General features: G+C 69.3%; 17 protein-coding genes. 11 read left to right on the top strand and 6 right to left on the bottom strand.

The window, feature by feature from the left end; translation table 11 throughout:
* Window positions 1-42 precede the first annotated feature (42 nt).
* The 8 genes from ACIGJI_RS06625 (at window position 43) to ACIGJI_RS06590 (ending at window position 3961) form a co-directional block, all read left to right on the top strand.
* On the top strand, window positions 43-234 hold the full coding sequence (locus tag ACIGJI_RS06625; protein WP_025104463.1) for a helix-turn-helix domain-containing protein: 192 nt from the start codon (window positions 43-45) through the stop codon (window positions 232-234).
* 114 nt (window positions 235-348) lie between these two features.
* Window positions 349-447 (top strand): 30S ribosomal protein bS22, encoded by a 99-nt coding sequence (locus tag ACIGJI_RS06620; RefSeq protein ID WP_003792170.1) that lies wholly within the window; start codon window positions 349-351, stop codon window positions 445-447.
* Between the two features lie 79 nt (window positions 448-526).
* On the top strand, window positions 527-829 hold the full coding sequence (locus ACIGJI_RS06615; RefSeq protein ID WP_187663315.1) for a rhodanese-like domain-containing protein: 303 nt from the start codon (window positions 527-529) through the stop codon (window positions 827-829).
* Window positions 826-1122 (top strand): glutaredoxin family protein, encoded by a 297-nt coding sequence (locus tag ACIGJI_RS06610; protein ID WP_363445422.1) that lies wholly within the window; start codon window positions 826-828, stop codon window positions 1120-1122. The genes ACIGJI_RS06615 and ACIGJI_RS06610 overlap by 4 nt, the downstream gene beginning before the upstream one ends.
* Window positions 1119-1421, top strand: a complete 303-nt coding sequence (locus tag ACIGJI_RS06605; protein ID WP_363445424.1) for a Dabb family protein — start codon at window positions 1119-1121, stop codon at window positions 1419-1421. The genes ACIGJI_RS06610 and ACIGJI_RS06605 overlap by 4 nt, the downstream gene beginning before the upstream one ends.
* A 143-nt stretch (window positions 1422-1564) precedes the next feature.
* Window positions 1565-2377 (top strand): basic amino acid ABC transporter substrate-binding protein, encoded by an 813-nt coding sequence (locus ACIGJI_RS06600; RefSeq protein ID WP_187663317.1) that lies wholly within the window; start codon window positions 1565-1567, stop codon window positions 2375-2377.
* Window positions 2378-2411: 34 nt separating this feature from the next.
* Window positions 2412-3209, top strand: coding sequence for an amino acid ABC transporter permease (locus tag ACIGJI_RS06595; RefSeq protein WP_363445426.1), 798 nt, complete (start codon window positions 2412-2414; stop codon window positions 3207-3209).
* A complete protein-coding gene (locus ACIGJI_RS06590; RefSeq protein ID WP_187663319.1) occupies window positions 3206-3961 on the top strand; it encodes an amino acid ABC transporter ATP-binding protein in 756 nt (251 codons plus the stop codon). Before ACIGJI_RS06595 ends, ACIGJI_RS06590 begins: the two co-directional genes overlap by 4 nt.
* 101 nt (window positions 3962-4062) lie before the next feature.
* Here ACIGJI_RS06590 and ACIGJI_RS06585 read toward each other — a convergent pair whose 3' ends face one another.
* The 5 genes from ACIGJI_RS06585 to ACIGJI_RS06565 all read right to left on the bottom strand — a co-directional run bounded on the left by ACIGJI_RS06585 (window position 4063) and on the right by ACIGJI_RS06565 (window position 8664).
* A complete protein-coding gene (locus ACIGJI_RS06585) occupies window positions 4063-5154 on the bottom strand; it encodes an ABC transporter ATP-binding protein (protein ID WP_363445428.1) in 1092 nt (363 codons plus the stop codon).
* Window positions 5151-5942, bottom strand: coding sequence for an ABC transporter permease subunit (locus tag ACIGJI_RS06580; RefSeq protein WP_363445430.1), 792 nt, complete (start codon window positions 5940-5942; stop codon window positions 5151-5153). Before ACIGJI_RS06580 ends, ACIGJI_RS06585 begins: the two co-directional genes overlap by 4 nt.
* Window positions 5939-6877 carry an ABC transporter permease gene (locus ACIGJI_RS06575; protein ID WP_396654789.1) on the bottom strand — a complete coding sequence of 313 codons (939 nt, stop codon included), beginning with the start codon at window positions 6875-6877 and terminating at the stop codon, window positions 5939-5941. Before ACIGJI_RS06575 ends, ACIGJI_RS06580 begins: the two co-directional genes overlap by 4 nt.
* Window positions 6874-8013 (bottom strand): ABC transporter substrate-binding protein, encoded by a 1140-nt coding sequence (locus ACIGJI_RS06570; RefSeq protein WP_363445432.1) that lies wholly within the window; start codon window positions 8011-8013, stop codon window positions 6874-6876. The genes ACIGJI_RS06575 and ACIGJI_RS06570 overlap by 4 nt, the downstream gene beginning before the upstream one ends.
* A gap of 135 nt (window positions 8014-8148) precedes the next feature.
* Window positions 8149-8664, bottom strand: coding sequence for a GNAT family N-acetyltransferase (locus ACIGJI_RS06565; RefSeq protein WP_363445434.1), 516 nt, complete (start codon window positions 8662-8664; stop codon window positions 8149-8151).
* A gap of 107 nt (window positions 8665-8771) precedes the next feature.
* On the opposite strand from ACIGJI_RS06565, the gene ACIGJI_RS06560 reads away from it, so the two are divergent.
* A complete protein-coding gene (locus tag ACIGJI_RS06560; protein ID WP_187664096.1) occupies window positions 8772-9545 on the top strand; it encodes a TSUP family transporter in 774 nt (257 codons plus the stop codon).
* A 100-nt stretch (window positions 9546-9645) separates the two neighbouring features.
* Here ACIGJI_RS06560 and aspS read toward each other — a convergent pair whose 3' ends face one another.
* Window positions 9646-11424 (bottom strand): aspartate--tRNA ligase, encoded by a 1779-nt coding sequence (aspS, locus tag ACIGJI_RS06555; RefSeq protein WP_363445436.1) that lies wholly within the window; start codon window positions 11422-11424, stop codon window positions 9646-9648.
* 131 nt (window positions 11425-11555) lie between these two features.
* On the opposite strand from aspS, the gene ACIGJI_RS06550 reads away from it, so the two are divergent.
* A complete protein-coding gene (locus tag ACIGJI_RS06550; protein WP_187663326.1) occupies window positions 11556-11945 on the top strand; it encodes a DUF5684 domain-containing protein in 390 nt (129 codons plus the stop codon).
* 1 nt (window position 11946) lies between these two features.
* Window positions 11947-12588 (top strand): histidine phosphatase family protein, encoded by a 642-nt coding sequence (locus ACIGJI_RS06545; protein WP_363445438.1) that lies wholly within the window; start codon window positions 11947-11949, stop codon window positions 12586-12588.
* The last annotated feature ends 28 nt before the right edge of the window (window positions 12589-12616 follow it).

Genomic DNA, 12616 nt, shown 5'->3' with positions numbered 1-12616 from the left:
GCGACCCCATAGAGTGTGCTCATCGAGAAAGGGGTACGTGGGATGCCCGAGGTTCCAGACGTCCGATTCCTGACGGTGGCCGAAGTCGCCGAGCTCATGCGCGTGTCCAAGATGACCGTGTACCGGCTCGTGCACGCCGGTGACCTTCCCGCCATCCGGTTCGGACGGAGCTACCGCGTGCCGGAGTCCGCCGTCGCGGAGGCTCTGCAGCGGCCCATCGCCGACGCCGGCTGACGGAGGGCGCGGGGCACCCTCCTGAGTTTGCTAGGATGATCCGAGGCATTTTTCGTGCTCGTACCCGGGTGTCCGATTCCGGCGACACCCAGCCCCTGACTTAGTGAGGTTTCCGTGGGTTCTGTCATCAAGAAGCGCCGCAAGCGCATGGCGAAGAAGAAGCACCGCAAGCTGCTTCGCAAGACTCGCCACCAGCGCCGCAACAAGAAGTAAGCGGCCAGACACCGAGCGCCTGTCTTCGGACGGGCGCTTTGTGTCTCTGCGCGCCGTTCCGCACCGCCGAGAGGATGTCATGAAGTCGATCACCGTCGCCGAACTCGCCGAGCGCTCCGGCACGCCCCTCATCGATGTCCGGGAGGTGAACGAGTTCCAGGCAGGACACGTCCCCGGCGCCGTGAACATCCCGATGTCCGAGATCGGCAACCGCCTGGAAGAGCTTCCCGCGGAGTCGTTCGACGTGATCTGCCAGGCCGGCGGCCGCTCGGCCCGTGTGGTCGAAGCGCTCGAGGCCCGCGGCTACGACGCCACCAACGTCGAGGGCGGCACCGGCGAGTGGATCGCGCAGGGACGCGAGGTCGAGGTCCCGTCGTCGTGACGACGCTGACCCTCATCGGCAAGCCCGACTGCCATCTGTGCGCGGTGGCCTCCGAGGTCGTCGACGCGGTCGTCGGCGAGCTGCCGGATGCCGCCGCGGAGCGCATCCACATCGTCGAGGCGTCGATCCAGGACGACCGCGCCCTGTACGAGCAGTGGTGGGAGAAGATCCCGGTCGTCCTCATCGACGGGCGACTGCATGCGCACTGGCGCGTGTCCCCCGACCGACTGCGCGAGGCGCTGGAAGAAGCCGTCGACGCGGAGGCCCGCGCCGACCAGAAGGAGCTGCGATGACCATCCGCCATGTCGTGACCTGGAAGCTCGCCGCGGAGGACGCGGGGGAGCGGCAGGCCCAGGCGGCTGAGGTGGCCCGCCGCCTCAACGCCCTCGACGGGGTCGTGCCGCAGCTGCGCAGCATCTGGGCCGGCGCGAACGACGTGTACCCCGACGCCAACTGGGACGTCACCCTGGTCGCCGACTTCGACTCCGTCGCGGAGCTGGAGCAGTATCAGGTGCACCCCGCGCACGAGGAGGTCGCCGGGTACATCCGCTCGGTCGTCGCCGGTCGCGTGGCGGTCGACGCCGAGGTCTGAGCGTCGAGGCTCGTCCCCGCGGCACCGAAACACAAACGTGATGCGGCGCGAGGGGATGTCATTGGTCACGCGACGAGCCGCATGTTTAGATGAACTCCTACCCGTCCGTGGGCTCACCCGCCCCCCGACTCTCAGGAGCCGACATGTCCCGTCGTAACCTCTTCGCCGGCCTCGCGATCGCGGCCACCGCCACCCTCGCGCTCGCCGGATGCGCCACCGGCTCCTCCGATGCGGGCAGCAGTGGCGAGCCCGCCGCGGGCGACGAGTACGGCCTCGTCGAGGCGGGCACGCTCACCGTCTGCTCCGACATCCCCTACCCGCCGTTCGAGTTCGAGGGTGACGACGGCGAGTACACCGGCTTCGACATCGACCTCCTCGGCGCGATCGCCGAGCAGCTCGACCTCGAGCTCTCGGTGCAGGATGTGGGCTTCGACGCGTTGCAGTCCGGCACGACCCTCGCCGCCGGTACCTGCGACGTCGGCGCCTCGGCCATGACGATCACCGACGAGCGCAAGGCCAACATCGACTTCTCGGACCCGTACTACGACTCGCTGCAGTCGCTCCTCGTGCGCACCGATTCCGGCATCACGTCCATCGACGACCTCGACGGCAAGAACGTCGGCGTGCAGCAGGGTACGACGGGTGAGGCCTACGCGACCGAGAACGCGAAGGGCGCGCAGCTCGTCCAGTACCCGTCGGACGGCGAGCTGTGGCCGGCCATCCAGGCGGGGCAGATCGACGCGATCCTGCAGGACCAGCCCGTCAACCTCGAGCACGAGAAGGCCGACTCCGCGTACGAGATCGTCGAGACCTACGAGACCGACGAGTCCTACGGCTTCGCATTCGCGAAGGGCGAGAAGGACGAGCTCCTCGACGCCGTGAACGGTGCGCTCAAGGATCTGAGGGACAACGGCGAGTACCAGAAGATCTACGACCAGTACTTCACGGCGAACTGAGCCGGGGAACACGGAGGTCGGGAGGACCTTGACAATGGCGTTGAGGCGCACCACCAAGCAGAAGCTCTACCGGTACACCGTCTATGCGGTGCTGATCGCGATCGCCGTCTGGGTCGCGTTCAGCACCGACTGGTCCCGGCTCGGGCAGCTCTTCTTCAACCCCGAGGTCGCAGCCAAGATGCTGCCGGGGATCATCACGACCGCGCTCGTCAACACGCTGTGGTTCACGGCGGTGGCGTTCGCCGGCGGCCTTCTCCTCGGCGTGATCCTCGCGCTGATGAAGCTGTCCGAGATCGGTCCGTTCCGGTGGATCGCGACCGTCTGGATCGAACTGTTCCGCGGGGTCCCCGCCCTGCTCACGATCTTCGCCATCGGGTTCATCGTGCCGATCGCGCTCGGCGTGCGGGCGCAGGAGCTCGGCGGTCCCGTGGTGCTCGGCCTGATCGGTCTCGTGCTCGTGGCGTCGGCGTACATGGCCGAGACCATCCGCGCGGGACTCCAGGCGGTGCCGAAGGGGCAGACCGAGGCCGCGCGATCGCTCGGCATGTCGCCCATGAAGACGACCTTCTGGATCGTCGTGCCGCAGGGCTTCCGCATCATCATCCCGCCGCTGACGAACGAGTTCGTGCTGCTGCTGAAGGACACGTCGCTGCTGTTCGTCGTCGGCACGTTCATCTGGTCGAAGGAACTCACGACCTTCGCCCGTGACGCCAGCACGCAGAACGCCAACGGAACGCCGCTGATCATGGCGGCGATCCTCTACCTGATCGTGACGATCCCGCTCACGCGTTTCAGCGCGTGGCTGGAGCGTCGGATGGCGAGGACACGATGAGCACCGACCTGATCGACGTGCAGGCCCCCGCGATCGCTATCCAGGACCTGCACAAGAGCTTCGGCGACAACGAGGTGCTCAAGGGCATCGACCTGACGGTGCTCGCCGGCGAGGTCGTCTGCGTGATCGGCCCGTCCGGGTCGGGCAAGTCGACGTTGCTCCGCTCCGTGAACCTCCTGGAGGAGCCCACGGGCGGCAAGGTGCTCATCGAGGGCATCGACATCACCGATCCCGACATCGACATCGACCGCGTGCGCACCCGCATCGGGATGGTGTTCCAGAGCTTCAACCTGTTCCCGCACCTCAGCGTGCTCGGCAACCTGACGATCGCGCAGCAGCGGGTCAAGAAACGCTCGAAGGCCGAAGCGGAGAAGGTGGCCCGCGCCATGCTCGAGCGCGTCGGGCTCGCGGAGAAGGCCGACGCGTACCCCGGGCACCTGTCCGGCGGACAGCAGCAGCGGGTGGCCATCGCGCGGGCGCTGTGCATGAACCCCGACATGATGCTGTTCGACGAGCCCACGTCGGCCCTCGACCCGGAGCTCGTCGGCGAGGTCCTGCAGGTCATGCGGTCGCTGGCCGATGAGGGCATGACGATGCTCGTCGTGACGCATGAGATGGGCTTCGCGCGCGAGGTCGGTTCGCGGCTGATCTTCATGGACGGCGGACAGATCGTCGAGGAGGGGGACCCCCGCGAGGTGCTGGCGAATCCGCAGCACCAGCGCACGAAGGACTTCCTCTCCCGCGTCCTGTAGTTCGCTCCGCCGTGGTGTCGCCGAGACCCCGGGCATTCGCCGAGACCCCCGGCTGCAGACGTCTGCAGCCGGGGGTCTCGACGTGAACCCGGGGTCTCGGGTCAGCCGCGGGGGCGCGCGACCACCGGGGCAGGGGTCACCGCGATGCGGACGCGGTCACCGAACGACGGGTGCATGGTGGGTGCGTGCTGCACGCGGACGAGCTCGCCCGACTCGGTGCGCACGAGGGTCCTCCGCATGCTGCCGAGGAACGTGCTCTCCTCCACGAGGGCATCTGTGGCGGCATCCTCCGCGGAGGTGAAGCGCACGTTCTCCGGGCGGAGGTACACGTCGACGGGGCCATCGGCGGGGGTCTGCAAGGGAAGACGCTGCCCCCACACGACGACGTGATCGCCCTCGGCGACCCCGGACACGACGCTGGAGAGGCCCACGAACGCGGCGACCTCGGCGCTCGCGGGGGTGGTGTACAGCTCCTCCGGGGAGCCGATCTGCTCGATGCGACCCGCGTTCATGACCGCGATCCGGTCGGACACCGCGAGGGCCTCCTCCTGATCGTGCGTGACGAACACGGTCGTGATGCCGAGCCGCAGCTGAATGCGCCGGATCTCGTCACGGAGCTGCACGCGCACCTTCGCGTCGAGTGCCGACAGCGGCTCGTCGAGCAGCAGCACCCGAGGCTCCGTGACGAGGGCGCGAGCCAGGGCCACCCGCTGCTGCTGCCCGCCGGAGAGCTGATGCGGGAACCGGTCGGCCAGGTCGGCCAGACCCACGAGGGCGAGCGCGTCGAGGGCCCGTCGCGCCGCCTCGCCCTTGCCGACACCCCGACGACGGAGCCCGAAGGCCGTGTTGTCGACGACGCGGAGGTGCGGGAACAGCGAGTACGACTGGAACACCATCCCGATGTCGCGCCGGTTGGTCGGCACACGCGAGACATCTCCGCCGCCGAGGAGGACGGTGCCCTCGTCGGCGCCCTCGAGTCCGGCGAGCACGCGGAGCAGGGTGGTCTTCCCGCAGCCGGACGGACCGAGCAGCGAGACGAACTCCCCGGGAGCGATGTCGAGGTCTACGCCGTGCAGCACCCTCGTGCCGCCGTAGCTCTTCACGATGCCCTGCAGCTCGACCCGCGTGCCCTCGCCGGCCTGGGCGAGCAGCAGGTTGTCCTTGGTGCGCGGGAGCGCGTGATCGAGGGTCATGAGCGGGCCTTTCGCGGACCGCGGGCGACGCGGCCGATGAGTAGGAGCAGGAGGAAGACGAACAGCAGGGCGAGCAGCGTGAAGATCGCGGGCGCGAACGGGTCCTGCTTCTGCACCACGACCATCGCCGTCTGGAAGACCTGTCGGTTGAGCAGGGACGCGATCGTGAACTCCCCGAGAACCACCGCGATGGAGATCAGCGCGGCGGCGAGCAGTCCCTGTCGGAGGTTCGGCGCGAGGACGCGGAGCGCGACCGTCGGCCACCCCGCCCCGAGCGAGCGTGCTGCCTCGGACAGCGTGCGCAGATCGGCGGCATCGATGGACGCCTGGATCGAGCGGAACGCGAAGGGGAGGACTGTGACGCCGTAGGCGAAGGCGAGGGTCCAGGTGCCGGTGCCGAGGGTCCGACCGATCTGCAGGTAGATCGGCGCGAGGCCCACCACGAGGACGATCGCGGGGATCGAGATCGGGAGGAGCGCGACGAACTCGAAGGCCGCCTTCAGTCTGGGGAAGCGCAGGTTCACGAGGATCATCGTGGGGGCCAGGAGGAACAGCACGATCGCCACGGTCACCACCGCGAGGATCAGCGAGTTGCCGAGCCCCGTCCAGATGGGCTTCAGACTCGCCGACGCCGCGGGGTCGACGAGGGCGGCCCAGTGCGCGAAGGAGAGGCCGTCCGTGCCGCGCAGCGTGAAGAGGAACGTCGACACGAGAGGCACAGCGAAGAACGCGCCGACCACGATGCCGATCACCGCACGGGTCGCGCGGGACGGGGCGAGGCCGTTCATGCCTGCCACCGCGCGGCGCGTCGCTGGATGACCGAGTACAGCGCCATCACGACGCCGACCACGACGATCATGCCGAGGGCGAGAGCGCCCGCGAGATTCTCCCGGCCGAGCAGCGTCTCGCTCGTGAGCGCCGTGCGGATCTGCAGCGGGACGATCTGCGAGCCCTGACTCGCGAGCGCCGCGGCCGTGGCGTAGGAGGAGAACGCGTTCGCGAAGAGCAGCAGCAGGCTCGCGAGGAACGACGGCGCCAGCACCGGGAGGCCGATCCGCAGCCAGAAGCTCGCCCTGCTGCCCCCGAGGGTGAGGTTCGCCTCGACCCACTGCGGCTTCAAGGCGGCGAGGGCGGGGAGGAAGGTGATGACCATGAGCGGCACCTGGAAGTAGATGTACGGGAGGATGAGGCCGGGCAGCTCGTACAGCCAGGTGCCCTCGGCGAAGATATCGATGCCGAACGTGTCGCGGAGGAAGACGGTGACCACGCCCTGGATGCCGATCATGGCGATGAAGGCGAAGGCGAGCATGACGCCGCCGAACTGCGCGAGGACCCCGGCGGCCGCGTCCACGGATCGCCGCACGACGCCGTCCGGGTTCATGCCGAGCAACGCATAGGAGACCAAGGCGCCGACGGTGGCGCCGACCGCCGCGGTGAGCAGGGACAGCCCCGCCGAGTTCGCGAAGGTCGTGAGCACGACGGGGTCGCCGAGGGCGGCGACGTTCGTCCAGGTGAAAGCGCCGTCGCCGTCGAAGAACCCGGAGCCGATCGCGAGCACGGTGGGCAGGGCGAGGAACAGCAGCACGTAGGCGGCGAAGGGCACGAGCCCCAGCCACGCCGGGGACGGCGCAGACCGCCGGGCCCGCGCGTGCGACGCGGGTCCGGCGGCGGTGACGGGAGCGGACGCCGCGGCATCCACCCCCGGTGCGACGAGAGAGGTCACTGGACCGCCGCTGCCCACTTCTCGCCGAGCAGCGTGCCGGCGTTCTCGGACTGCTCCTCGGTGGGCACGACGGTCTCCTCCGGAGCCTCCGGGAGAGCCGCCGCGAGCTTCTCGTCGATCGTGCCCGCTTCGGTCATCGCCTCCATGCGCACCGGACGGGCGCCGCCCTTCAGCCACAGGTTCTGCACCTCGTCGCTGTAGAGGAACTCCTGCCACAGACGCGCGGCCGCCGGGTTCGGCGCGTCGACGTTGATGGCCTGGTTGTAGTAGCCCGCGTAGCCGGTGCCGTCGAAGACCTCGACCTTCCAGTTCGGGTTGTCGGCCGTGTGCGCGGCGTTCAGGTAGTCCCAGTCGAAGACGACCGGGGTCTCGCCGCTGGCGACGGTCGCGGTCGTGACGTCGACCTTGAGCAGGTTCCCGGCCTTCTGCAGGTCGGCGAAGAAGTCGATGCCCGGCTGGAAGTCGTCGAGCGTGCCGTCCGACTGCACCGTCGCCAGGCCCACGGCGGCGAAGGCGGCGCCGGCCTGCGTCGGGTCGCCGTTGATGGCCACGGCACCCTTGTAGTCGGCGGAGAGCAGGTCGGACAGCTCAGCCGGCGCCTCGAACTTCGAGGAGTCGTAGCCGATCGACATGTACCCGCCGTAGTCGCCGACGAAGAGGCCGGTGGGCTCCTTCAGCTCGTCGGGGATGTCGTCCCAGGTCTGGACCTTGTAAGGAGCGAAGGCGTCGATGTTCTGCAGAGCGACGGTGAGGCCGAGGTCGAAGACGTCGGGGGCGGTGTCGAGGCCCTTGTTCGTCTCGGCGGCCTGGATCTCCTCGGCGCTGGAGACGTCGGGCGACGCCTCGTTGATGGTGATCTCGGGGTACTTCTCGGCGAAGAGGTCGAGGATCTCGCCGTAGTTCGCCCAGTCGCGCGGGAGGGCGATGACGTTGAGCTGACCCTCCTCCTTCGCGGCGGCCTCGAGGTCGGCGAACGAGCCGAAGTCCTCGACCGACGTCGCGCTCGCCGCGTCCACGGCGTCGTCGCCGGCGGCCGGGGCGTCGGTCGCCGAGGCGCAGGAGGTCAGTGCGATGACGGCCGTGGTGGCCAGGGCGATGCCGGCGCCGATGCGTGCGCGGCGGATGGAGCGTGCCATGAGTGTCCTCTCGGTGTCCGGCGTTGCACGCCGGTGTCGGGTTGCGAGAGGACACTATGAGCCCGAGGTAGCCGCGGGGAGCGGCGCGGGTGAACGGTCGGTGTCGGGCGGGTGGCGCAGGAATGCGCCGGGGGATCAGTCGTGCCGGACCGTGTACTTGAAGCCGCGGTGCGAGCCCACGTAGCCGAGGCGCTCGTAGAACCGGTGTGCGTCGGTGCGGGCGGCGTCAGAGGTGAGCTGCACCATGGCCGCGCCGAGGGCGGGCGCCGCGGCATCGCCGACCCACCGCATGACCGCGGAGCCGATGCCGGACGAGCGGAGGTCGCTGCGCACCCGGACCGCCTCGACGAGCAGCCGCCGGGCGCCGCGGCGTGCCATGCCCGGGATCGACGTGAGCTGGAGGGTGCCGACCACCGCGCCGTCGAGCTCGACCACGAGGACGTCGTTGGAGGGATCGGCCAGGATCTCGCGGAGGCCGCGCTCGTACGCCGGGCGGTCCTCGTCGGAGGCCACGTCGCCGCGGGCGGCGCTGATCGGGTCGTCGGCGAGCAGCGCGATGACGGCGTCGGCGTCGGCCTCGCTCGCTCTCCGGAGCACGGCGTCCCCGCTCCTCGACGCGAACGGGTGCGGCAGCGGGAGAGCGGGAAGCATGACCCCAGTCTGCCAGCGGCGCGGATGCGTGACGGTGCCCGCGGGTCTGGAATCATGGCGGGGTGGATATCGGTAGCCTCCTCGGACTCGAGCAGCTCACCTGGGGGATGCTGATCCTCATCATCGTGGCGGCGTTCAGTGCCGGGTGGATCGACGCGGTCGTCGGCGGCGGAGGACTGCTGCAGCTTCCGGCACTGCTCCTCATCCCCGGCATCGCCCCGGTCCAGGCGCTCGCGACGAACAAGCTCGCCTCCGTGTTCGGGACCGCGACCAGCAGCATCACCTACTACCGCCGTGCCAAGCCCGACCTCCGCACGGCCCTGCCGATGGCGGTGATCGCGTTGATCGGCTCGTTCGGCGGCGCGGCGGTCGCGACGGTGCTGCCCCCGGCCGCCTTCAAGCCCATCATCGTGATCGCGCTGCTGGCGGTCGCCCTGTTCACGGCGCTCCGTCCCCAGCTCGGGGCGGCGACGCAGCTGCGCTTCCACGGGCACAAGCACCACATCATGGCCGGGCTGGCCGGGCTCGGCATCGGGTTCTACGACGGGATGATCGGTCCGGGGACGGGCACCTTCCTCGTGATCACCCTCGTCGCGCTGCTGGGGTACGACTTCCTGCAGGCGAGCGCGAAGGCCAAGATCGTGAATCTCGCGACGAACGCGGGGGCGCTGCTCCTCTTCATCCCGCACGGCTCGGTGCTGTGGCTGCTCGGGGGCATCCTCGCGGTCGCGAACGTCGCCGGCAGCTACCTGGGCTCGCGGATGGCCATCTCCCGCGGCACGACGTTCATCCGCGTGGTGTTCCTCGTCGTGGTGGTGGCTCTCATCGCGAAGCTCGGTGTCGACGTGTGGAACGAGAACCTCGCCCCCCTCTTCGCCTAGCCCCCCTTCTTCTTCGCCGAGACCCCGGGTACGCGACGAGACCCCGGGCTGCCAGCGGCAGTGTCCCGGGGTCTCGGCGGTAAGACGGGGTGTCGGCGGGTCAGGCCTCGTCCTCGGGTGTGAAGTCCACACCGGCCTCGGCGCGCTGCTCCGGGGTGATCGGAGCGGGAGCGGAGGTCAGCGGATCGAAGCCGTTGCCGGACTTCGGGAAGGCGATGACGTCGCGGATCGACTCGGTCTTGGTCAGGTGCTGGAGCACGCGGTCCATGCCGAGCGCGATGCCGCCGTGCGGGGGAGCGCCGAACTTGAACGCGTCGAGGAGGAAGCCGAACTGCTCCTGCGCCACCTCGTCGCTGATGCCCATGACCTCGAAGACCCGCTTCTGGATGTCCTCGCGGTGGATGCGGATGGACCCGCCGCCGAGCTCCGAGCCGTTGCACACGATGTCGTACGCGTAGGCGAGGGCCGATCCGGGGTCGGTGTCGAACGTGTCCTCGAACTCGGGCTTCGGGCCCGTGAACGCGTGGTGCACGGCCGTCCAGGCGCCCGCACCCACGGCCACGTCTCCGGAGGCGACCGCATCCGCGGCCGGCTCGAACATCGGGGCGTCGACGACCCAGGTGAAGGCGAACTCGTCCGGGTTCAGGTAGCCGAGGCGGCGGCCGATCTCGACCCGCGCGGCGCCGAGCAGCGCGCGGCTCTCCTTGGTCGCACCGGCGGCGAAGAACACGCAGTCGCCCGGCTCGGCGCCGACGAACCCCGCCAGTCCCGCCTGCTCGGCCTCGGAGAGGTTCTTCGCGGCGGGTCCGCCCAGGGAGCCGTCCTCGTTGAACAGCACGTAGGCGAGGCCGCGGGCGCCGCGCTGCTTGGCCCAGTCCTGCCACGCGTCGAGCTGCTTGCGCGGCTGGCTCGCACCGCCGGGCATGCGCACCGCGCCGACGTACTCGGCCTGGAACACGCGGAACGGTGTGTCCGTGAAGTAGTCCGTCGCCTCGACGAGCTCGAGCCCGAAGCGGAGGTCGGGCTTGTCGGAGCCGTACTTCGCCATGGCATCGGCGTACGTCATCCGCGGCAGTGGAGTCTGCACCTCGACGCCGATCGTCTTCCACATCGCCACGATGAGCGACTCCATGAGGGCGATCACGTCCTCCTGGTCGACGAAGCTCATCTCGATGTCGAGCTGCGTGAACTCGGGCTGACGGTCGGCGCGGAAGTCCTCGTCGCGGTAGCAGCGGGCGATCTGGAAGTACTTCTCCACACCGCCGACCATGAGCAGTTGCTTGAAAAGCTGCGGGGACTGGGGCAGGGCGTACCAGCTGCCCGGGTGCAGACGGGCCGGGACGACGAAGTCGCGGGCGCCCTCCGGCGTGGAGCGGGTGAGGGTCGGGGTCTCGACCTCGGTGAAGTCCTCGGCGTGCAGCACGTCGCGGATCGCCTTGTAGACGTCGGACCGCAGGCGCAGCGCGGAGGCGGCGGCCGGGCGGCGGAGGTCGAGGTAGCGATACTTCAGGCGTGCCTCCTCGCCGACGGTCTCGGTGTCGGCCACAGCGGTCGAGACCTGGAACGGCAGCGGCGCCGACTCGTTCAGCACCTCGACCTCGGCCGCGATGACCTCGATCTCGCCGGACGGCAGGTTCGGGTTCGCGTTCCCCTCGGGGCGACGCGACACCTCCCCGGTGACCTTGAGGACGAACTCGTTGCGCAGCGGGTGGGCGATCTCCTCGTCGCGGATGACGACCTGGGCGATGCCCGACGCGTCCCGCAGATCGATGAAAGCGACGCCTCCGTGGTCACGACGACGATCGACCCACCCGGTGAGGGTGACGGTCTGACCGATGTTCTCGGCGCGCAGGGAGCCTGCGGAGTGGGTGCGCAGCACGGAGGATTCCTCCTGATCCGGGGAAAGATGAACCCGCCCAGTCTACGCGGGCGTCCCGGCCCTTCCCGGCCGGGTCGCCTGCGCGGAGCAGCGGCACCTCAGTAGGATCGCCACGACGAAAGGCGCACCCCATGAACCTCTCCATCTCGGACGGCAACGGCCTTCCCGACCTGTTCGGCGCGATCTTCTCCGGCACGACAGGGCTCATCGCCCTCATCTTCTACATCCTCGTCGTGGTCGGGCTGTGGAAGGTCTTCACCAAGGCGGGGTACCCCGGAATCCTCGCGATCATCCCGATCGTGAATGTCGTGTTCCTCGTGAAGATCGCCGGGATGTCGGGCTGGTTCGCCCTGCTCTACCTCGTGCCGATCGCGAACTTCATTCTCGGGGTCATCGTCGCATTCAAGCTCGGCGCGCGCTTCGGCAAGGGCGGGGTGTTCTCCTTCTTCCTGTTGTTCCTCTTCCCCTACATCGGCTATCTGGTCCTCGGCTTCGGCGAGTCCCGCTACCGCGAGGTCTGACGTGGCGGCATCACTTCTGCACCTCGTTCGCCACGGTGAGGTGCACAACCCGTCCCGCGTGCTCTACGGACGGTTGCCCGATTATCACCTCAGCACCGCGGGGGAGGAGATGGCGCAGGCGGCGGCGGAGCATGTGGCAGAGCTCGGCGATCCGGTGACCGCGCTGTTCGCCTCGCCTCTGGAGCGCGCGCAGGAGTCGGCCGTCTCCTTCGCGGAGGTGTTCGACCTCGAACCCGAGACGGACATCCGCCTGATCGAGCCGACGAACGTGTTCGAGGGCACCCGGATGCGGCGGTCGCTGATGAATCCGGTGAACTGGTGGCACCTGCGCCAGCCGTCGCTGCCGAGCTGGGGGGAGCCGTACGCCTCGATCGCGGAGCGCATGCTCGGCGTGATGGACGAGGCATGGACGGCCGCGGCCGAGATCCCGACCGCGGGGGACATCGTGATGGTGTCGCATCAGGCGCCGATCTGGATCACGCACCTCCGCGTGGCCGGCCTCCCGCTGCAGCATGACCCGCGGACCCGCCGCTGCGCCCTGTCGAGTGTGACCTCGTTCGAACGCGTGGGCGACGTCTGGCGCGAGGTCTCCTACGCCGAGCCCGCCGCGACCGGCGGTGCTGTCGACGTCGGGGCCGTCTGACCCCCTGTTCGAATCGCCTGAATGGCCC

The organism is Microbacterium sp. NPDC064978 (assembly GCF_044543605.1).
GTDB classification, from domain to species: domain Bacteria; phylum Actinomycetota; class Actinomycetes; order Actinomycetales; family Microbacteriaceae; genus Microbacterium; species Microbacterium meiriae.
Note: the sequence above shows the minus strand (reverse complement) of the source record. Positions and strands in the feature narration are given on the sequence as shown.